16 protein-coding genes and 3 rRNA genes are annotated in these 20,420 nt (G+C 67.3%); 16 read left to right on the forward strand and 3 right to left on the reverse strand.

The features are described 5' to 3' along the window. Positions 1-21: 21 nt before the first annotated feature. The 15 genes from N7925_RS20340 to N7925_RS20410 all read left to right on the forward strand — a co-directional run bounded on the left by N7925_RS20340 (position 22) and on the right by N7925_RS20410 (position 16,039). The gene (locus N7925_RS20340) at positions 22-552 is read left to right on the forward strand and encodes a hypothetical protein (protein WP_274344705.1); all 531 of its coding nucleotides are present in this window, start codon (positions 22-24) and stop codon (positions 550-552) included. 157 nt (positions 553-709) lie between these two features. Further along, positions 710-1,549: an ABC transporter ATP-binding protein gene (locus N7925_RS20345; protein WP_274344706.1), complete on the forward strand. Its 840-nt coding sequence runs from the start codon at positions 710-712 to the stop codon at positions 1,547-1,549. After that, positions 1,546-2,331 (forward strand): ABC transporter permease, encoded by a 786-nt coding sequence (locus N7925_RS20350; RefSeq protein WP_274344707.1) that lies wholly within the window; start codon positions 1,546-1,548, stop codon positions 2,329-2,331. Before N7925_RS20345 ends, N7925_RS20350 begins: the two co-directional genes overlap by 4 nt. Positions 2,332-2,427: 96 nt before the next feature. Continuing rightward, entirely contained in the window at positions 2,428-3,237 is an 810-nt protein-coding gene (gene proC / locus N7925_RS20355; RefSeq protein WP_265600955.1) for a pyrroline-5-carboxylate reductase, read from the forward strand. 742 nt (positions 3,238-3,979) lie between these two features. Continuing rightward, a 16S ribosomal RNA gene (locus N7925_RS20360) occupies positions 3,980-5,505 on the forward strand. A gap of 305 nt (positions 5,506-5,810) precedes the next feature. Further along, positions 5,811-8,935: ribosomal RNA gene (locus N7925_RS20365) — 23S ribosomal RNA — on the forward strand. 79 nt (positions 8,936-9,014) lie between these two features. Beyond that, positions 9,015-9,131: ribosomal RNA gene (gene rrf / locus N7925_RS20370) — 5S ribosomal RNA — on the forward strand. The 16S, 23S and 5S rRNA genes sit together here, the layout of an rRNA operon. Before the next feature lie 71 nt (positions 9,132-9,202). Next, the gene (locus tag N7925_RS20375; protein ID WP_265600956.1) at positions 9,203-9,847 is read left to right on the forward strand and encodes an HAD family hydrolase; all 645 of its coding nucleotides are present in this window, start codon (positions 9,203-9,205) and stop codon (positions 9,845-9,847) included. Between the two features lie 42 nt (positions 9,848-9,889). Then, positions 9,890-11,098, forward strand: coding sequence for an MFS transporter (locus N7925_RS20380; RefSeq protein WP_274344708.1), 1,209 nt, complete (start codon positions 9,890-9,892; stop codon positions 11,096-11,098). After that, positions 11,067-12,239 (forward strand): acetoin utilization protein AcuC, encoded by a 1,173-nt coding sequence (locus N7925_RS20385; protein WP_274344709.1) that lies wholly within the window; start codon positions 11,067-11,069, stop codon positions 12,237-12,239. Before N7925_RS20380 ends, N7925_RS20385 begins: the two co-directional genes overlap by 32 nt. Positions 12,240-12,340: 101 nt before the next feature. Further along, a complete protein-coding gene (locus N7925_RS20390) occupies positions 12,341-13,156 on the forward strand; it encodes a phosphatase (protein WP_274344710.1) in 816 nt (271 codons plus the stop codon). Positions 13,157-13,284: 128 nt separating this feature from the next. Further along, on the forward strand, positions 13,285-13,497 hold the full coding sequence (locus N7925_RS20395) for a helix-turn-helix domain-containing protein (protein WP_003968329.1): 213 nt from the start codon (positions 13,285-13,287) through the stop codon (positions 13,495-13,497). Between the two features lie 110 nt (positions 13,498-13,607). Further along, complete coding sequence (locus N7925_RS20400) at positions 13,608-13,706, forward strand: 30S ribosomal protein bS22 (protein ID WP_003948845.1); 99 nt, start codon at positions 13,608-13,610, stop codon at positions 13,704-13,706. 149 nt (positions 13,707-13,855) lie between these two features. Next, entirely contained in the window at positions 13,856-14,944 is a 1,089-nt protein-coding gene (locus N7925_RS20405; RefSeq protein ID WP_274344712.1) for an NAD-dependent epimerase/dehydratase family protein, read from the forward strand. A 15-nt stretch (positions 14,945-14,959) separates the two neighbouring features. Further along, positions 14,960-16,039: a lysophospholipid acyltransferase family protein gene (locus tag N7925_RS20410; protein ID WP_274344713.1), complete on the forward strand. Its 1,080-nt coding sequence runs from the start codon at positions 14,960-14,962 to the stop codon at positions 16,037-16,039. Positions 16,040-16,111: 72 nt separating this feature from the next. Here N7925_RS20410 and N7925_RS20415 read toward each other — a convergent pair whose 3' ends face one another. From N7925_RS20415 to N7925_RS20425, 3 genes are all read right to left on the reverse strand, one after another. Continuing rightward, complete coding sequence (locus N7925_RS20415; RefSeq protein ID WP_274344714.1) at positions 16,112-17,323, reverse strand: DUF5667 domain-containing protein; 1,212 nt, start codon at positions 17,321-17,323, stop codon at positions 16,112-16,114. A gap of 211 nt (positions 17,324-17,534) precedes the next feature. Further along, complete coding sequence (locus N7925_RS20420; RefSeq protein WP_274344715.1) at positions 17,535-18,311, reverse strand: ECF subfamily RNA polymerase sigma factor, BldN family; 777 nt, start codon at positions 18,309-18,311, stop codon at positions 17,535-17,537. A 401-nt stretch (positions 18,312-18,712) separates the two neighbouring features. Next, entirely contained in the window at positions 18,713-19,672 is a 960-nt protein-coding gene (locus tag N7925_RS20425) for an HAD family hydrolase (RefSeq protein WP_265600962.1), read from the reverse strand. A 435-nt stretch (positions 19,673-20,107) separates the two neighbouring features. On the opposite strand from N7925_RS20425, the gene N7925_RS20430 reads away from it, so the two are divergent. After that, a complete protein-coding gene (locus N7925_RS20430) occupies positions 20,108-20,401 on the forward strand; it encodes a glutaredoxin family protein (protein WP_274344716.1) in 294 nt (97 codons plus the stop codon). Positions 20,402-20,420 lie beyond the last annotated feature (19 nt).

A 20,420-nucleotide genomic window follows, 5' to 3' on the forward strand; every position in this document is an offset into this window, starting at 1 on the left:
GCTGCGGGGATAATCGACCTCGTGAGCGAGAACAGCGCAGCCCCCGGCACCCCGCCCGTCACGGCCCCGGGCCCGCGGCCCGAGCCCATCCGTTTCTTCGGCACGACCTGGGTCGACCACGACGGCGGCTACGGCCTCCGGCGGGCCGGCGTCGCCGTCGGCTCGCTGGCCGCCGCCGTGGCCGCCTGCTTCCTCCTGCGCTTCGCCTACCAGGGGCTGGAGATCGCTGAGGTCGGGAGCCTGGTCGGGATACTGGTGATCGCGATGTTCTCCATCTGCAGCGCCATCGCGTTCCGCAAGACCTGGGAGGGCTTCGGCGCCCGCCCGAAGGACCCGGACCGCGAGGACTCCCTGCGCGGCCTGAAGTCGATCGGCTTCATCGGCTCGCTCCTCGCCTACTTCGTCCGCTCGCTCACCGAGGCCCCGGGCGAGAAGCTGCGCCGCACCGAGTACGAGAAGGCCCGCGTCCAGTTCGAGAAGCGCCGCTCGACCCGGACCGGCAACCCGTCGACCCGCGGGACCTCCGGCCGCAAGCGCCCGAAACGCGGCTGAGGCCGCCCCCGCCCGCCCGAGCGACTCAGCAGCCCGCCGACCCCGCGTCGGCGGGCTGAGCCGTTTCGTCCCGCGTCCCCCTGCTGACGGGACCCCTGCCGACAGGACCCGACGGGACCCCTTGACGGGCGGCACTGTCGGGCGAAGAATTCATCACATGATGAATAATGAACCCGGGGCGGCGCCGCCCGACCCCCCGTCGCACCCACCACCACCTCCGGCGATCGAAGCCCGCGGCCTCACCGTCGTCCGGGGCGACCGCACCGTCCTGCGCGCCCTCGACTTCACCGTCCGCCCCGGCAGCATCACCGGCCTCCTCGGCCCCTCGGGCTGCGGCAAGACCACCCTCATGCGCACCGTGGTCGGCACCCAGGCCAGGGCCACCGGCACCCTCGACGTCCTCGGCCGCCCCGCCGGCGACCCCGCGCTGCGCAGCCGCATCGGATACGTCACCCAGGCGCCCTCCGTCTACACCGACCTCACCGTCCGGCAGAACCTCGACTACTTCGCCGCCGTCCTGCACCCCGGCCGCGCCCACCGGGACGCCCGCCGTGCCGCCGTCACCCGCACCATCGAGGACGTCGACCTCACCCGCCACGCCGACGCCCTCGCCGGGGCGCTCTCCGGCGGCCAGCGCAGCCGCGTCTCGCTGGCCGTCGCCCTCCTCGGCACCCCGGAGCTGCTGGTCCTGGACGAACCGACCGTCGGGCTCGACCCCGTACTCCGCCGCGACCTCTGGGACCTCTTCCACCGCCTGGCCGCCGACCGCTCCACCGCACTCCTCATCTCCTCCCACGTCATGGACGAGGCCGAGCGCTGCCACCGCCTCCTCCTGATGCGGGACGGCCTGGTCCTCGCCGAGGACACCCCCGACGCCCTGCGCCGCCGCACCGGCACCCAGACCGTCGAGGAAGCGTTCCTCCATCTGGTCGCCGAGCACCCGGCCGACGTGGCCACGCCACCCGACCCGCCCCACACCCAGGAGGCCTCCCGATGACGGCCACCGCCCCGCCCGCGACCGAGGCCCCCCCCGCCCGTCCGCTCACCCCGTCCCGCACGGCAGCCACCGCGGGCCGCGTCCTGCGCCAGCTGACCCACGACCCGCGCACGATCGCGCTCCTCGTGATCGTCCCGGTCCTGCTGATCACCCTGCTCCGCTACGTCTTCGACGGCGCGACCGGAACCTTCGACGCGATCGGGGCCTCCCTCCTCGGCATCTTCCCGCTGATCACGATGTTCCTGGTGACCTCGATCGCCACCCTGCGCGAACGCACCTCGGGCACCCTGGAGCGCCTCCTCGCCCTCCCGCTCGGCAAGGGAGACCTCATCGCGGGCTACGCCCTGGCGTTCGGCGCGGTCGCGGTTCTCCAGTCGGCGCTCGCGACGGCCGTCTCCATCTGGCTGCTGGGCCTGGACGTCACCGGCTCGCCCTGGCTGCTGCTCCTGGTCGCTCTGCTCGACGCCCTGCTCGGCACCGCGCTCGGCCTGTTCGTCTCCGCGTTCGCCGCGTCCGAGTTCCAGGCGGTCCAGTTCATGCCGGCGGTGATCTTCCCCCAGCTCCTGCTGTGCGGCCTGTTCACTCCGCGCGAGGCGATGCACCCCGTCCTGGAGGCGATCTCGAACGTCCTGCCCATGTCGTACGCGGTCGACGGCATGAACCAGGTCCTCCACCACCCGGACATCACCGGCGACTTCGTCCGCGACATCGCCGTGGTCGCGGGAAGCGCCCTCCTGGTCCTCTGCCTCGGCGCGATCACCCTCCGCCGCCGTACGCCGTGAGAACGCCGATGCGAGGATGACGACGGGACGACGGCCCGCACCAGACGACAGAGCACAGCCCAGAGCACAGCCCAGCACCGCCCGGAGGGTGAACGCATGACCCAGACAGTCGCAGTCCTCGGCACCGGCAAGATCGGCGAGGCCCTGCTCAGCGGGATGATCCGGGCGGGCTGGCGACCGGCCGACCTCCTGGTGACCACCCGCCGCGGCGACCGGGCCCAGGAACTCCACACGCGGTACGGGGTCGAGTCCGTCACCAACGCGGAGGCGGCGAAGAACGCCGACATCCTCATCCTCGCCGTGAAGCCCCAGGACATGGGCAAGCTCCTGGACGAACTGGCCCCGCACGTCATCGCCGACCGCCTGGTCATCAGCGCCGCGGCCGGCATCACCACCGCTTTCATCGAGGACCGGCTCACCCCGGACACCCCGGTCGTCCGGGTCATGCCCAACACCCCGGTCCTCGTCGACGAGGGCATGTCCGTCATCTCGGCCGGCAGCCACGCCACCGGCGCGCACCTCGCCACCGCCGAGGAGATCTTCGGCGGCGTCGGCAAGACCCTGCGCGTCCCGGAGTCCCAGCAGGACGCGGCGACCGCCCTCTCCGGCTCCGGCCCCGCCTACTTCTACTTCCTGGTCGAGGCCATGACCGACGCGGGCATCCTGCTGGGCCTGCCCCGCGCCCAGGCCCACGACCTCATCGTCCAGGCCGCGATCGGCGCCGCCGTCATGCTCCGGGACAGCGGCGAACACCCGGTCAAGCTCCGTGAAGCCGTCACCAGCCCGGCCGGCACGACGATCAGCGCCATCCGCGAGCTGGAGAACCACGGAGTGCGCGCGGCCCTCATCGCCGCCCTGGAGGCGGCCCGCGACCGCAGCCGCGAACTGGCCTCCGGCAACGGCTGACGACCAGCTCAGCCCTACCGTCCGCCCCCGGCCACCGGCACCACCGGCCGGGGGTTGACACACTCCGGACACATCCGTAGTGTGCTCCGAGTTGTCCGACGTGAGCGCCGACCCCGGTCGGTCCCCGGACAGCCATTCCGCAGTAACCACGACAGAACGCGCGACCTCGTGTCGCATGCTTTTTCGTGTGCTGCGCGAAATGAGGAATCCGCGTTCGAAGGAACGCACCCCGATTAGCGTCGGGGCGCAGGATTCCGCTAAAGTCTCACTCGTCGGAACGGCCCAACGGCCGGGAAGACAAACCCCGCTGACCGGGAATCAGGCCCGAAAGGATCTGATAGAGTCGGACTCGCCGGAAAGGGAGAACGCGAAAGCGAAGGACCTGGAAAGCGAGATGCGAGACCCGCTTCGACCGGGAATCGGACACGAAAGAGTCTGATAGAGTCGGAAACGCAAGACAGCAAGACAAAGAAGTAAACGAAGGGAAGCGCCCGGAGGGCCCCGGTGAAACGGGACCGAAGGAAGCGTCCGTTCCTTGAGAACTCAACAGCGTGCCAAAAGTCAACGCCAGATATGTTGATACCCCGGCCTGCTTCGGCAGGTTGGTGGTTCCTTTGAAAGTCCTACGGGTTCACTTCGGTGACCGGTAGGCAATTACACAGCGAGGACGCTGAGAACAACGGGTCTTATTCCGACCGGTTGTTCCGCTCTCGTGATGTGTGCACCCGATTACGGGTAAACATTCACGGAGAGTTTGATCCTGGCTCAGGACGAACGCTGGCGGCGTGCTTAACACATGCAAGTCGAACGATGAAGCCCTTCGGGGTGGATTAGTGGCGAACGGGTGAGTAACACGTGGGCAATCTGCCCTTCACTCTGGGACAAGCCCTGGAAACGGGGTCTAATACCGGATAACACTCTGTCCCGCATGGGACGGGGTTAAAAGCTCCGGCGGTGAAGGATGAGCCCGCGGCCTATCAGCTTGTTGGTGGGGTAATGGCCTACCAAGGCGACGACGGGTAGCCGGCCTGAGAGGGCGACCGGCCACACTGGGACTGAGACACGGCCCAGACTCCTACGGGAGGCAGCAGTGGGGAATATTGCACAATGGGCGAAAGCCTGATGCAGCGACGCCGCGTGAGGGATGACGGCCTTCGGGTTGTAAACCTCTTTCAGCAGGGAAGAAGCGAAAGTGACGGTACCTGCAGAAGAAGCGCCGGCTAACTACGTGCCAGCAGCCGCGGTAATACGTAGGGCGCAAGCGTTGTCCGGAATTATTGGGCGTAAAGAGCTCGTAGGCGGCTTGTCACGTCGGATGTGAAAGCCCGGGGCTTAACCCCGGGTCTGCATTCGATACGGGCTAGCTAGAGTGTGGTAGGGGAGATCGGAATTCCTGGTGTAGCGGTGAAATGCGCAGATATCAGGAGGAACACCGGTGGCGAAGGCGGATCTCTGGGCCATTACTGACGCTGAGGAGCGAAAGCGTGGGGAGCGAACAGGATTAGATACCCTGGTAGTCCACGCCGTAAACGTTGGGAACTAGGTGTTGGCGACATTCCACGTCGTCGGTGCCGCAGCTAACGCATTAAGTTCCCCGCCTGGGGAGTACGGCCGCAAGGCTAAAACTCAAAGGAATTGACGGGGGCCCGCACAAGCAGCGGAGCATGTGGCTTAATTCGACGCAACGCGAAGAACCTTACCAAGGCTTGACATATACCGGAAAGCATCAGAGATGGTGCCCCCCTTGTGGTCGGTATACAGGTGGTGCATGGCTGTCGTCAGCTCGTGTCGTGAGATGTTGGGTTAAGTCCCGCAACGAGCGCAACCCTTGTTCTGTGTTGCCAGCATGCCCTTCGGGGTGATGGGGACTCACAGGAGACTGCCGGGGTCAACTCGGAGGAAGGTGGGGACGACGTCAAGTCATCATGCCCCTTATGTCTTGGGCTGCACACGTGCTACAATGGCCGGTACAATGAGCTGCGATGCCGCGAGGCGGAGCGAATCTCAAAAAGCCGGTCTCAGTTCGGATTGGGGTCTGCAACTCGACCCCATGAAGTCGGAGTTGCTAGTAATCGCAGATCAGCATTGCTGCGGTGAATACGTTCCCGGGCCTTGTACACACCGCCCGTCACGTCACGAAAGTCGGTAACACCCGAAGCCGGTGGCCCAACCCCTTGTGGGAGGGAGCTGTCGAAGGTGGGACTGGCGATTGGGACGAAGTCGTAACAAGGTAGCCGTACCGGAAGGTGCGGCTGGATCACCTCCTTTCTAAGGAGCACTTCTTACCAGGCTTCGGTTTGGTCAGAGGCCAGTACACCGGCGAATGTTCGGTGCTGGTTGCTCATGGGTGGAACGTTGACTATTCGGCACGATGAGCACGGTTTCGTGAGTACTGCTTCGGCGTGGAAAACGGGAACGGGTTGATTGTGTCGGGCACGTTGTTGGGTATCTGAGGGTACGGGCTCGTTTGAGTCTGTCCTTCGGTTGCCGGCCCCAGTGAACTCGCCTGTATGGGTGGGGTGATGGGTGGCTGGTCGTTGTTTGAGAACTGCACAGTGGACGCGAGCATCTGTGGCCAAGTTTTTAAGGGCGCACGGTGGATGCCTTGGCACCAGGAACCGATGAAGGACGTGGGAGGCCACGATAGTCCCCGGGGAGCTGTCAACCAAGCTTTGATCCGGGGGTTTCCGAATGGGGAAACCCGGCAGTCGTCATGGGCTGTCACCCGCTGCTGAACACATAGGCAGTGTGGAGGGAACGAGGGGAAGTGAAACATCTCAGTACCCTCAGGAAGAGAAAACAACCGTGATTCCGGGAGTAGTGGCGAGCGAAACTGGATGAGGCCAAACCGTATGCGTGTGATACCCGGCAGGGGTTGCGCATGCGGGGTTGTGGGATCTCTTTTTCATGGTCTGCCGGCTGTGAGACGAGTCAGAAACCGTTGATGTAGGCGAAGGACATGCGAAAGGTCCGGCGTAGAGGGTAAGACCCCCGTAGCTGAAACATCAACGGCTCGTTTAAGAGACACCCAAGTAGCACGGGGCCCGAGAAATCCCGTGTGAATCTGGCGGGACCACCCGCTAAGCCTAAATATTCCCTGGTGACCGATAGCGGATAGTACCGTGAGGGAATGGTGAAAAGTACCGCGGGAGCGGAGTGAAATAGTACCTGAAACCGTGTGCCTACAAGCCGTGGGAGCGTCGCTGTATGTGCTTGCACATGCAGTCGTGACTGCGTGCCTTTTGAAGAATGAGCCTGCGAGTTAGCGGTGTGTAGCGAGGTTAACCCGTGTGGGGAAGCCGTAGCGAAAGCGAGTCCGAATAGGGCGATTGAGTTGCACGCTCTAGACCCGAAGCGGAGTGATCTAGCCATGGGCAGGTTGAAGCGGAGGTAAGACTTCGTGGAGGACCGAACCCACCAGGGTTGAAAACCTGGGGGATGACCTGTGGTTAGGGGTGAAAGGCCAATCAAACTCCGTGATAGCTGGTTCTCCCCGAAATGCATTTAGGTGCAGCGTCGTGTGTTTCTTGCCGGAGGTAGAGCACTGGATAGGCGATGGGCCCTACCGGGTTACTGACCTTAGCCAAACTCCGAATGCCGGTAAGTGAGAGCACGGCAGTGAGACTGTGGGGGATAAGCTCCATGGTCGAGAGGGAAACAGCCCAGAGCATCGACTAAGGCCCCTAAGCGTACGCTAAGTGGGAAAGGATGTGGAGTCGCAGAGACAACCAGGAGGTTGGCTTAGAAGCAGCCACCCTTGAAAGAGTGCGTAATAGCTCACTGGTCAAGTGATTCCGCGCCGACAATGTAGCGGGGCTCAAGCGTACCGCCGAAGTCGTGTCATTCATACACATAGGGCCAACGCCCGTATGGATGGGTAGGGGAGCGTCGTGTGCCGGGTGAAGCAGCCGCGGAAGCGAGTTGTGGACGGTTCACGAGTGAGAATGCAGGCATGAGTAGCGATACACACGTGAGAAACGTGTGCGCCGATTGACTAAGGGTTCCTGGGTCAAGCTGATCTGCCCAGGGTAAGTCGGGACCTAAGGCGAGGCCGACAGGCGTAGTCGATGGACAACCGGTTGATATTCCGGTACCCGCTTTGAAACGCCCAGTACTGAATCAGGCGATGCTAAGTCCGTGAAGCCGGCCCGATCTCTTCGGAGTTGAGGGTAGTGGTGGAGCCGATGAACCAGACTTGTAGTAGGTAAGCGATGGGGTGACGCAGGAAGGTAGTCCAGCCCGGGCGGTGGTTGTCCCGGGGTAAGGGTGTAGCCCGTGTGGTAGGTAAATCCGTCACACATCAAGGGTGAGACCTGATGCCGAGCCGATTGTGGTGAAGTGGATGATCCTATGCTGTCGAGAAAAGCCTCTAGCGAGTTTCATGGCGGCCCGTACCCTAAACCGACTCAGGTGGTCAGGTAGAGAATACCGAGGCGTTCGGGTGAACTATGGTTAAGGAACTCGGCAAAATGCCCCCGTAACTTCGGGAGAAGGGGGGCCATCACTGGTGATAGCACTTGCTGCTTGAGCTGGGGGTGGCCGCAGAGACCAGCGAGAAGCGACTGTTTACTAAAAACACAGGTCCGTGCGAAGCCGTAAGGCGATGTATACGGACTGACGCCTGCCCGGTGCTGGAACGTTAAGGGGACCGGTTAGCTGCCTTTCGGGGTGGCGAAGCTGAGAACTTAAGCGCCAGTAAACGGCGGTGGTAACTATAACCATCCTAAGGTAGCGAAATTCCTTGTCGGGTAAGTTCCGACCTGCACGAATGGCGTAACGACTTCTCGACTGTCTCAACCATAGGCCCGGTGAAATTGCACTACGAGTAAAGATGCTCGTTTCGCGCAGCAGGACGGAAAGACCCCGGGACCTTTACTATAGTTTGATATTGGTGTTCGGTTCGGCTTGTGTAGGATAGGTGGGAGACTTTGAAGCGGCCACGCCAGTGGTTGTGGAGTCGTCGTTGAAATACCACTCTGGTCGTGCTGGATGTCTAACCTGGGTCCGTGATCCGGATCAGGGACAGTGTCTGATGGGTAGTTTAACTGGGGCGGTTGCCTCCTAAAGAGTAACGGAGGCGCCCAAAGGTTCCCTCAGCCTGGTTGGCAATCAGGTGTTGAGTGTAAGTGCACAAGGGAGCTTGACTGTGAGACCGACGGGTCGAGCAGGGACGAAAGTCGGGACTAGTGATCCGGCAGTGGCTTGTGGAAGCGCTGTCGCTCAACGGATAAAAGGTACCCCGGGGATAACAGGCTGATCTTCCCCAAGAGTCCATATCGACGGGATGGTTTGGCACCTCGATGTCGGCTCGTCGCATCCTGGGGCTGGAGTCGGTCCCAAGGGTTGGGCTGTTCGCCCATTAAAGCGGTACGCGAGCTGGGTTTAGAACGTCGTGAGACAGTTCGGTCCCTATCCGCTGCGCGCGCAGGAATATTGAGAAGGGCTGTCCCTAGTACGAGAGGACCGGGACGGACGAACCTCTGGTGTGCCAGTTGTCCTGCCAAGGGCATGGCTGGTTGGCTACGTTCGGAAAGGATAACCGCTGAAAGCATCTAAGCGGGAAGCCTGCTTCGAGATGAGTATTCCCACCCTCTTGAAGGGTTAAGGCTCCCAGTAGACGACTGGGTTGATAGGCCAGATGTGGAAGCCCGGCAACGGGTGGAGCTGACTGGTACTAATAGGCCGAGGGCTTGTCCTCAGTTGCTCGCGTCCACTGTGTTAGTTCTGAAATAACGAACGGCCGTGTTTTCATCCGGTGTTGGTTAATTTCATAGTGTTTCGGTGGTCATTGCGTTAGGGAAACGCCCGGTTACATTCCGAACCCGGAAGCTAAGCCTTTCAGCGCCGATGGTACTGCAGGGGGGACCCTGTGGGAGAGTAGGACGCCGCCGAACAATTTTTCCGGGAAAGCCCCGTGCCTTGTGGCACGGGGCTTTTCTGCGTTCTGAACGTCTAGGGTCGAACCATGCGCTACGAACTGGTCATCTTCGACAACGATGGTGTGCTCGTCGACAGTGAGCCGCTCGCCAACACCGTCCTCTCCGGCTACCTGACCGAACTCGGTCACGTCACCTCGTACGACGAATCGCTCCGCGACTACATGGGGTCCGCCGTGCACCGGGTCCACGACCTCATCGAGGAGAGGACCGGGCAGAAGCTGCCCGACGACTTCGACTCCACGCTCGACACCCGTACGTTCGCCGCTTTCCAGCGGGAGCTCGTCGCGGTCGACGGGGCCGAGGAGCTGCTCGGGAAGCTCGTCGCGGACGGGGTGGACTACTGCGTCGCCTCCTCCGGGAGCCACGAGCGGATCCGGGTCGGGCACCGCAGGACGGGGATCGACCAGTGGTTCGAGGAGGAGTGGATCTTCAGCTCGGAGGATGTCGGGCGGGGCAAGCCGGCGCCGGACCTGTTCCTGTACGCCGCCGAGCGGATGGGCGTCGCGCCGGAGCGGTGCGTCGTCATCGAGGACAGCCCGCTCGGGGTCGAGGCGGCCCGCGCCGCGGGGATGGACGTGTACGGGTTCACGTCGATGATGCCCGCGGACCGGCTCACCGGAGTGACCGGGCACTTCTCCGACATGGCTCAGCTCCCCGAACTGCTCGCCTGATCCCTCTACCCCTGCCTGGAGCCCGGCCCTACGCTCGCGGCCATGACGGAAGCGGGCTTGCGGCACGGCAGGGCCTCCCTGGGGTTGAGCTTCGGCGTTCAAGGAGTGGCCTTCGCTCTTCTGGTGACGCGCATCCCCGCCATTCAGGACCAGTACGGGATATCCGACGGGCTGCTGCCCGTCTTCCTCGCCGCTGTCCCGATCCTGGCGGGGGCCGGCAGCGTCGCCACCGAGAAGGTGGTCGCGCGGGTGCGGCCGGGCGTCGTCCTGCGGTGGTCCCAGCCCCTGGTCCTGCTCGCCCTGCTCGGGGTGGGCGCGGGGCGGGAGGTGTGGCACGTCGCCGTCGCGCTCGGCCTCTTCGGGCTGGCCGTCGGGGCGTTGGACGCCTCGATGAACATGCTGGGCGTCAGCCTTCAACGGGCGTACGGGCGCAGCATCATGCTCGGCTTCCACGCCGCCTACAGCCTCGGCGGAATCGCGGGGGCGTCCCTGGCGTGGGCCGGGGCGCGGTGGGACCTGTCGTTGCTCGGGTCCTACCTGCCCGTCGTGGTGGTGCTGCTGCCCGCCGCGCTGGTCGGGAGCCGGTGGTACACAGGGGGGAAGGGGCCGGAGGACAAGGAGCAGGAGCCTGGCTCCGGCGGTGCCGGCGGGGCCGTGTCGTTCCGGCTGTTGCTGCCGCTGTGCCTCGTCATGAGCTTCGCGTACATCGGGGACTCGACGGTCTCCAACTGGAGTGCCAAGTACCTCCAGGACGTGCTGGGCGGCTCGGAGCAGCTCGCGACCGTCCCGTACAACGTCTACATGGTGACGACCCTGCTGGGGCGGGCCGTGGGGGACCTCGGGGTGCGGCGGTTCGGGGCGGTCGCCGTGGTGCGGGGCGGGAGTCTGCTGGCGGCGGGCGGGTTCGCGGTCGTGGCGGTGGCGCCCGGGGCCTGGGTGGGGATGCTCGGGTTCACGATGCTCGGGTTCGGGCTCTGTGTGATCGTGCCGCAGACCTTCGCGGCGGCCGGGCGGATGTTCCCGGGGCACAGCGACGCGGCCGTGGCCCGGTTGAACATCTTCAACTATGTCGGGTTTCTGGTCGGTTCGCCGCTCGTGGGCGCTCTGGGGGATGCGTGGAGTTATCGCGGCGCCATGCTCGTACCGATGGTTCTGGTGCTGGCGACGCTCGTGTATGCCCGCGCGTTCGGGCCGGAGCCCGCCCGATACGGTGGCGGGCATGAGCGGCCGCACACAGCTGATGTGGGATGACGCAGTTACGGGATACGACTTCGGGGAGACGCACCCCATGGACCCGGTCCGGCTGGCCCTGACGATGGGGCTGGTGCGGGCGTTCGGGCTCGACGGGGCGGTGGATGTGCGGTCCGCGAAGCACGTGGGGGACTCCACCCTGCGGCTCGTGCACCGGCAGGACTACGTGGCGGCGGTGCGGGCCGCCTCCGTGAATCCGCGGGAGGCCGACCAGGACTACGGGCTCGGGACCGTGGATGATCCGGCGTTCGCCGGGATGCACGAGGCGTCCGCGCTGATCGCGGGGCTCTCGGTGGGTGCGGCCGAGGCCGTGTGGCGGGGTGAGTGTGAGCACGCGGTGAACTTCACCGGGGGGCTGCACCACGCCATGCCCGGGTCGGCCGCCGGCTTCTGCGTCTACAACGACCCCGCCCTCGCCATCGCCCGGCTGCTGGAGCTGGGCGCCGAGAGGGTCGCGTACGTCGATGTGGACGTTCACCACGGGGACGGGGTGCAGGCAGCGTTCTGGGAGGACCCGCGCGTCCTGACGATCTCGCTGCACGAGCACCCGAGGACCCTCTTTCCGCAGACCGGCTGGCCGGAGGAGACCGGGTCCGGGGCGGGGGAGGGCTCCGCGGTCAACGTGGCGCTGCCGGCCGGGACCGGGGACGCGGGGTGGCTGCGGGCGTTCCACGCGGTGGTGCCCGAGCTGCTGGCCGATTTCCGGCCCCAGGTGCTCGTCACCCAGCACGGGGCGGACACCCACTTCGAGGACCCGCTCGCCCACCTCGCGGTCTCCCTGGACGCGCAGCGGTCGGTCATGGAGTCCTGCCACGAGCTGGCCCACCGGTACGCGGACGGCGGGCGCTGGGTGGCGCTCGGCGGCGGCGGGTACGCGGTGGTGGACGTGGTGCCCCGGTCGTGGACGCATCTCGTCGGGATCGCGGCGCACGCCCCTGTCGATCCGGAGTCGGTGGTGCCGCCGTCCTGGCGGGATCTCGTCTACGCCCGTACGCGGCAGTTGGGGCCGGGCCGGATGACGGACGGGCGTACGCCGTCGTGGAAGGCGTGGGAGGACGGGTACGACCCGGCGGACCGGCTGGACCAGGCGGTGCTGGCGTCCCGGAAGGCGGCGTTCCCGCTGCGGGGGCTGCTGACCTGAGGTCCGGGCGGCGCGGGGGCATTGTGCCGTGCGTTACGCCAACGGTGGGGCGTAACGGGATTCCCGCCCACCGGGCTGCGCGGTACGGCAGCATCCCAGGGGTGTTGAGCACCGGGGCGCTGCGCGCCCATCTGCTGGCGGCCCGGCTGGCCGGGCCCGTGGCCACCCCGCGCGAGACCAGTCTGCGCAGCTACCGGCTGTTCGCCGCGCGGGATCCGCGGGTGATGCTGGGGCTCGCGCCCGAGCGGGCCTGGGGCGAGGGCGAGCTGTTGCGGCTGATGGCGGACCGGTGCGGGGTCTCGGCGGATCCCCTGCACGTCTCCGGGCCCGACGCGATCGATCCGGAGCGGACGGTGGCCGCGCTGGACGCGTTCGCCGAGCGGTTGGCGCTGGTGGCGGAGCGTCGGGCTCCGGTGCTGCTGGGGACCGGTCATCCGCACCGGCTGCTCGGCTTCTACGCCGGGCTGGCAGACGCTCTGTCGGCGGCGGGCTGCCCTGTCCTCACTCCCGCGCAGGGGAGATGTGTCGACATAACGACCCGGTTCGGCGTACGCACGTACAGCCTCGACTACGTACGGGGTGTCGCCCTGGTGCGCGAACCGGGGGGGCGGCCCACGGGGGGTGAGAACGGCGCGCACACGCATTCGCCGCTTCCGGTGCGGCTCGCGCTCCAGGACGCGGCGGAGCGGCTCGGGGTGCTGCCGGAGTTGGTGATCGGGGATCACGGCTGGGTCTGCGGTGCAGGTCAGCTGGGGATCGAGGCGATCGGGCCGGCGGACACGGATGATCCGGCGCTGTTCGTGGGAGAGGCCGAGGGGCGGGTGTCCGTCGTCGTTCCGCTCGACGACGGCGTACGGGCGCCGTTTTACCGGCCGTTGACGCGCTATGTGCTCAATCGGGCCCGTCTGTCACTGTAGGCCGGCGGCTGTCTCTCCTCTTCCCCACTCGCACCACGCGCCCCTAATCTGTGGAGTGAGCGCACAGCGACGAAGAGTCACCGGAGGGGAAGCCGGTGCGCGTCCGGTGCGGAAGGTACAGGTGGGTCATGGCTGCTGGCAGCGAGAGGCCTCTCAACGAGGTCAAGTTTCTGACCGTGGCGGAAGTCGCCTCGGTCATGCGAGTGTCGAAGATGACCGTGTACCGCTTGGTGCACAGTGGTCATCTGCCGGCGATCCGGGTGGGCAGGTCCTTCCGGGTGCCGGAGCAAGCGGTTCACGCGTATCTCCGCGAGTCCTTCGTGGGGGTGGAATCAGCCTGAGGTTGCCTGCGGATTACGCCCCTCGGACGGTGGCGGGTAGGCTAGGCCGACGTAGGTCGTGTGGGCCCAGACGCCCCGCACCAGTGAAAATGAAGTGAGCGAGGGTAGTCGTGGGCTCTGTTATCAAGAAGCGGCGCAAGCGGATGGCCAAGAAGAAGCACCGCAAGCTGCTCAAGCGCACGCGCGTTCAGCGTCGCAACAAGAAGTAAGCGAACGCAGTTCGTGAGATCCGCAGCCCCTCCGCCGTTCCGGTGGAGGGGCTGCGGTGCGTTTCGGAGCACGGGGGCGTCACAGGGCGGCGTCCACCCGCTACGGTGACGGCCAGGGAAGTTACCGCGGGAAGCAGGGGAGCCGGGTCTTGGGCAAGGTCGTGCTCGTCACAGGAGCGGCCCGGCAGCTGGGGGGCCGCTTCGTCCGGCGCGTCCAGTGCGAGCCCGGGGTGGACCGGGTGATCGCCGTCGACGCGGTCGCGCCCGCCCATGAGCTGGGTGCCGCGGAGTTCGTGCGCGCGGACATCCGGCAGTCCGCCCTGGCGCGGATCCTGGCCGAGCACGCCGTCGACACGGTCGTGCACCTGGACGTCTCCGGCAAGGCGCTCGGCGCCGGCGGCCGGACGGCGATCAAGGAGACCAACGTCATCGGCACCATGCAGCTGCTCGGCGCCTGTCAGAAGTCCCCGACGGTGCGGCGGCTCGTGGTGAAGTCCAGTACGAGCGTGTACGGGTCGGCGCCCCGCGATCCCGCCGTGTTCACCGAGACCACCCCGCCCAAGTCGCTGCCCAGCGGCGGCTTCGCGAAGGACGCGGTGGAGGTCGAGGGGTACGTACGGGGCTTCGCCCGCCGGCGGCCGGACGTGGCGGTGTGCGTCCTGCGGTTCGCCAACATCCTGGGGCCCCGGCCGGACTCGCCGCTCGCGGACTATCTGTCGCTGCCCGTTCTGCCGACCGTCTTCGGCTACGACCCCCGGCTCCAGTTCGTGCACGAGGACGATGTGGTCGACGTCCTGGGCATCGCGGCGAGCGAGCCCCGGCGCGGGACGCTGAACAGCGGCACGTTCAACATCGCCGGCGACGGGGTGCTGCTGCTGTCGCAGTGCTCGCGGCGGCTGGGGAAGCCGACGGTGCCGGTGCTGCTGCCCGCCGTCACGTGGGTCGGCTCGGCGCTCCGTACGATCGGCATGACCGACTTCTCGCCGGAACAGATCCGGCTGCTGACCCATGGCAGGGTGGTCTCGACGGTGCAGATGCGCGAGACCCTCGGTTTCCGGCCGAAGTTCACCACGGCGGAGACGTTCGCGGAGTTCGCGCGGAGCCGGGGTCCGGGGCTGCTGCCGCCGGAGACGGTGGGCAGGGCGGTGGACCGGCTGGCGGCGTTGCCGCTCCCGGGAGGCACCGGGCCGCGGGAGCGCGGGACCGGTGCGGTACAGACGAATCACGGCGCCAGGTAGAGGAGCGCACCGACGATGGCGGACGCCAAGGTCATTCCGTTCGACGACGACCGTTCGCGGTCCGGTGGCGCTTCGCGTCCGGCGCGGCGCCGGACCGGGGCGGGCGGACCCGGCGGCGGTCGGGGCGACGGCCCCGCGGCTCCGGTGAGCGCGCTGCCGGGGGCGCAGGTCCCCGAGGCTTCCGGGCTGTCCCCGGAGGCGGAGGCGGAGGCGGAGGCGGGGAAGGGGGGCGGCCTGGACGCGGACGGTTCCTCGGGCGGCTGGGAGCGGCGGATCGCGGGCGGGCTCGCGTTCCTGCGGCGGCGGGTCACCGGTGACTACGACGTCGACGAGTTCGGTTACGACGAGGAGCTCACCGACCAGGTCCTGATGTCGCTGCTGCGGCCGCTGGCCGACACGTACTTCCGGGTCGAGGTGAAGGGCATCGAGAACATCCCGTCGGACGGCGGGGCGCTCATCGTGGCCAACCACTCCGGGACGCTGCCGCTGGACGGGCTGATGCTTCAGGTCGCGGTGCACGACAACCATCCGGCGGACCGGCATCTGCGGCTGCTCGCGGCCGATCTGGTCTTCCATCTGCCGGTCGTCAACGAGCTGGCGCGCAAGGCGGGGCACACGCTGGCCTGTGCGGAGGACGCGCAGCGGCTGCTGGAGATGGGCGAGATCGTCGGGGTGATGCCGGAGGGGTTCAAGGGCATCGGCAAGCCGTTCGGGGAGCGTTACAAGCTTCAGCGCTTCGGGCGGGGCGGGTTCGTGTCGACGGCGCTGCGGGCGGGGGCGCCGATCGTGCCGTGCTCGATCGTGGGCGCGGAGGAGATCTACCCGATGATCGGGAACGCGAAGACGCTGGCCCGGCTGCTGGGCATCCCCTACTTCCCGATCACGCCGACGTTCCCGTGGCTGGGGCCGTTGGGCGCGCTGCCGCTGCCGACGAAGTGGACGATCCAGTTCGGCGAGCCGATTCCGACGGACGGGTATCCGCCGGAGGCGGCGGAGGACCCGATGCTGATGTTCAATCTGACGGACCAGGTGCGTGAGCAGATCCAGCACACGCTGTACAAGCTGTTGGTGCAGCGGCGGTCGGTGTTCTTCTGACCTGACCGGCTATGACGGAAGGGGGCCGGTACGCGATCCGCGTACCGGCCCCCTTCCGTCATCGCCGGTCCTCTACGGCTTGAGGTTCTCGCCGTCGATGCCGAGGCCGGGGAGCAGCCCTGGGAGGAGCGGGGGCAGGGTGACGTCCGGGGCGGCGGGTGCGCTGGGCCGGCCCTCGGGGGAGGGCGGGGCGAGGCCGTCCGTCGGGAGTTCGTCCAGCAGGCCGTCCGTACCGCCGCCCAGCAGTCCGTCCTCCGGGGTGGTGTCGGTGGAGTCCGGCGGGCCGGAGGGCTCGGGGGTGGTTCCGCCGTCGGTGCGGTCCCCGGGCTTCTCGGGGGCGGCGGGGGGTGCGGGGGCGTCGGTGCGGGGCGAGCCGGTGTCCGGGGTGGTGGCGTCGGAGCGTCCGGTGCCCTTGTTGGTGCCCGGGGGGCGGGGGAGGAGGGTCTGGAGCGGTGCGACGTCGTCCTCTATGGCGTCGAAGACGGAGCTGACCTCGTCGCGGACGTCGGTGAGCTGGACGGGCAGTCGGTCGCGGAGGCTGCTCCAGGCGTCGCGGTGCGAGCGGGAGAAGGTGTCCAGGGTCTGGATGGGGCCGATCGCTCCGTCGCGCTGGTATGCGGAGTGGAGCAGTCGGTGGCCCTCGGAGGCGTCGTGGGACATGCCGTTGAGCGCGCGTCTGACGGCGCCGAGGGATTCGTGGTCGAGTGCGCCGGACCGGCCGCGCTCCATGAGTCTGCGGGCCTCGCTGAGCCGGGTGGAGGCCTGGTCGAGGTAGACCTCGCCGCGGTCGGCGTCGCCCTTGGCCATGCCGAGGCTGATGTCCTCCATCCCGCGTTTCAGTCCGTAGAGCGAATCACCGGGGAGGGCGTCGGAGCTGGCGGCTGCCACGCCGCCGAACGCTCCCGCGGCCACGCCGACGGTGAGCCCGCCGGCAGTGAGCCCCTTCGCCCAGCGTGAGCGGGGTCGCAGTTTCCGCAGTGGTGAGGCCCGATGGGCCCCCTTGCCCCGTTGCACGGGCACCGTAGGGCCCGTGGACGCGCCGCCCTCGGCGAACATGGTCTCCATGGCCGCGACGAGCTGGGCTCGCTGCACCATTTTGACCTCGGGGTCCAACTGCGGCTTCGGTAGCTCACCGAGGCCGTTCGCCAGGGCCAACAGCGGTTCGCGGTCGGCCTGGTCGGCCGGTTCCGCGGGCTGTACGGCCGCCGCACCCTGGAGGGTCTGTTCTTCCAGGGCCTGGGCGAAGGCGTTCGCCCGCCGGTGTGTCGAAACGTTTGCGATCACTGGCGGCACCTCCTCTCGTCATGACGGTCGACTCCCCTGGCGGTCCGGAAGGTTGCACACCTTGAGCGTTTCCACTCGATGGGGTGAGTGGCTACGGACAGGGGGCGACGACAGGGGGCCTGCAACCGGCACAACGAGGCGCTCGGCACTTGGGTTACGCACGAAGGATGATCGGACCAGTGCGTGACGGGACGGTCACGCAGAGGCCGGATCAGCGGGCGTCGTCCGGCAGGAGTCGGGCGAGCGTCCGTACGGCTCGGTACTGGAGGGTCTTGATCGCTCCCTCGTTCTTGCCCATCACCCGGGCGGTCTCCGCGACCGAGAGGCCTTGGAGGAACCGCAGGGTCACGCACTCCTGCTGTTGGGGGTTGAGTCGCCGCACGGCCTGGAGCAGAGCGGCGTTGGAGAGGGACTCCAGAACGGAGTCCTCGGGGCTGCGCGCCACCTCGTTGGCGTCGAGCATTTCGCCGGTGGTCACTTCCAGTCGGAAACGACTGGACTTGAAGTGGTCGGCGACCAGGTTGCGAGCGATCGTGACCAGCCAGGCGCCGAAGTCGCGGCCCTGCCAGGTGAACGTGGAGATGCGGCGCAGCGCGCGGAGGAAGGTCTCGCTGGTGAGGTCCTCCGCGGTCGCCTTGCCGCCCACGCGGTAGTAGATGTACCGGTACACGGTGTCGCTGTACTGGTCGTACAGGCGGCCGAAGGCATCCGCCTCACCGGCCTGTGCGCGCTCGACGAGATCCATCATGCGCGCGCTGTCGCTGTCGGCGGTGGGACGGCGGACGGTCGACGTGGTCGAGGCGGCGCGGGTGCCGCGTCTTCCGACCGCCGCGCTGCGTTCGGCCAGGGCGTAGCAAGGGCCGGCAGGTGCAGGGGTGGCAAATGCGGGGACGGCGTACGCGGTGGGGACGAAGCCGCGCAAGCAGTCAATGACCGATGCACGCAGCGTAGCCAGGCCCGAGGCGTCAACCCCGACGTGTGGGTACACGGGACTCCCAGAGGCAGAGCTTCCATCACGAGCAGTTCGAAAAACGTCACTCGTGGTAGCGAGTGGCGGGTTCCGTGATGCGTCTGAGGAGAATAACGCTTCGTGCAGGCAGCGCTACACCCAGTTGTCTAAATCTCCGGTTCCGTCGCTTCTGTTATCGCTAAGTGACGTATCAAGTAGCACATGGTGACCGTTTATTGATCGGATTACTTCGTGATCTGTCTACGGGGGCGACGGGTTGTGGCCGGGCGCCGACGATCCGGCTGGCCGGAGGGGGCGTCGCCCGCGTCGGCGGACCCGATCGGGATCGGGCGCCCGGTTCCGGGCGTGGCTGCGCCCCGTGACCGTTCGTGGTGGGCGGGCACGGGGCGTGGAGGGTGCGGCGGGGGTGCGGGCGCGGGTCAGCGGCGGCGGCGGTGCAGGGCGACGGCGGCGACGGTGCCGCCCGCGAGCGCGCCGACCCCGGCGGCGGCGGGGATGCCGACCTTGGCGGCCTTGCGGCCGGTGCGGTAGTCGCGCAGCCGCCAGTCGCGGGCGCGGGCGTACTTGCGGAGTTTGGTGTCCGGGTTGATCGCGTAGGGGTGGCCGACCAGCGAGAGCATCGGGATGTCGTTGTGCGAGTCGCTGTAGGCGGCGCAGCGCTCCAGGTCCAGGCCCTCCGCGGTGGCGAGGGCGCGGACGGCCTCGGCCTTGGCGGGGCCGTGCAGGGGTTCGCCGACCAGGCGGCCGGTGTAGACGCCGTCGACCGATTCGGCGACGGTGCCGAGCGCGCCGGTCAGGCCGAGGCGGCGGGCGATGATGGTGGCGGTCTCCACGGGGGCGGCGGTGACGAGCCAGACCTTCTGTCCGGCGTCCAGGTGGGCCTGGGCCAGGGCTCGGGTGCCGGGCCAGATGCGGTCGGCCATGTACTCGTCGTAGATCTCCTCGCCGATGGACATCAGCTCGGAGACGCGGTGGCCCTTGACGATGGACAGGGCGCTGTCGCGGGCGTCCTGCATGTGTTCGGGGTCCTCGACGCCGGCCAGCCGGAACCACGCCTGCTGCCAGGCGAACCGGGTGAGCTCGCGGCGCTCGAAGAACTTGCGCTTGTAGAGGCCGCGGCCGAAGTGGAAGATCGCGGCACCCTGCATGACGGTGTTGTCGAGGTCGAAGAAGGCGGCGGCGCGGTCGTCCCCGGCGACGGGGAACGCGGGCTCTCCGGGCGGGGTCGCGTCCGCTTCTTCCGGGGCCTTGGTCAGGAGGGCGGATTCGTCGTCGGCGGCCGAGGTCTTGCGCGCGGCCTCAGCGGCGGCCTCGCCTGCCAGGACGCTCCGTGCGGTAGCGGAACGCCTACGGGGTGTGAGCCATCCAAGAGCGGCCATGCGGTGAGCATAGCCAGTCCGTCCGCACCTGCCCGACCTGCCGCGATGCGTGGGCGTGAACGCTTCGGGTCGGAATGGTGAATCGGGTGATTCCGGGCGGTCCGGGGTGGTGGTGCGCGGGCGCGGGAAGCGGGCGTCGCGGGCTCGGGGGTGATCCCCGCCGGTCCGGGTCAGGGATTGAAGTGGACGGTGCTGAAGGTGCGGTCGAAGCGGCGGGCCTCCAGGTCCGCGCGCTGGATTCCCCACTGCACGTCCGCGCCTTCCCGACCGCTGATGTCCAACAGTAGTTCCCGCCACCGACAAGCTCGTGGCCCCCGGGGCGACGACGGCCGTTCACCGCCGACGACCGCTCGGACGTGCAGGTCGGCATGCCGTCGTCTGCTCACGGAGCATCGCGGGCTCGGGAAGTGGGCGCGGCGGGCGCAGAATGAAGGCATGAGTGCTCTGCTGCGACGTAAGAGGAAGAAGAAGCCCGCCGAGCGGGTGGTCACGCTGGTGGGGAAGCCCGGGTGTCATCTGTGCGAGGACGCGCGGGCGGTGGTGAGCGCGGTCTGCGAGGAGACCGGTGCGTCGTGGGTGGAGAAGGACATCACCGAGGACGAGGAGCTGTACAAGGAGTACTGGGAGCAGATTCCGGTGGTGCTGATCGATGACGAACAGCACACGTTCTGGCGCGTCGACCCGGCGAGACTGCGCAAGGCGCTGGGTGCGGACGCGAAACCCGGTTAACATTGCGGGCGTTTTGAGT

The sequence above is a fragment of the Streptomyces sp. CA-278952 genome (assembly GCF_028747205.1).
Lineage (GTDB): Bacteria > Actinomycetota > Actinomycetes > Streptomycetales > Streptomycetaceae > Streptomyces.

Excerpts from the sequence above, each read along its gene's own strand:
- N7925_RS20345 (WP_274344706.1), top strand. The coding sequence starts at position 710 with ATGATGAATAATGAACCCGGGGCGGCGCCGCCCGACCCCCCGTCGCAC.
- N7925_RS20350 (WP_274344707.1), top strand. The coding sequence starts at position 1,546 with ATGACGGCCACCGCCCCGCCCGCGACCGAGGCCCCCCCCGCCCGTCCG.
- proC (WP_265600955.1), top strand. The coding sequence starts at position 2,428 with ATGACCCAGACAGTCGCAGTCCTCGGCACCGGCAAGATCGGCGAGGCC.
- N7925_RS20375 (WP_265600956.1), top strand. The coding sequence starts at position 9,203 with ATGCGCTACGAACTGGTCATCTTCGACAACGATGGTGTGCTCGTCGAC.
- N7925_RS20380 (WP_274344708.1), top strand. The coding sequence starts at position 9,890 with ATGACGGAAGCGGGCTTGCGGCACGGCAGGGCCTCCCTGGGGTTGAGC.
- N7925_RS20385 (WP_274344709.1), top strand. The coding sequence starts at position 11,067 with ATGAGCGGCCGCACACAGCTGATGTGGGATGACGCAGTTACGGGATAC.
- N7925_RS20395 (WP_003968329.1), top strand. The coding sequence starts at position 13,285 with ATGGCTGCTGGCAGCGAGAGGCCTCTCAACGAGGTCAAGTTTCTGACC.
- N7925_RS20410 (WP_274344713.1), top strand. The coding sequence starts at position 14,960 with ATGGCGGACGCCAAGGTCATTCCGTTCGACGACGACCGTTCGCGGTCC.
- N7925_RS20425 (WP_265600962.1), bottom strand. The coding sequence starts at position 19,672 with ATGGCCGCTCTTGGATGGCTCACACCCCGTAGGCGTTCCGCTACCGCA.
- N7925_RS20430 (WP_274344716.1), top strand. The coding sequence starts at position 20,108 with ATGAGTGCTCTGCTGCGACGTAAGAGGAAGAAGAAGCCCGCCGAGCGG.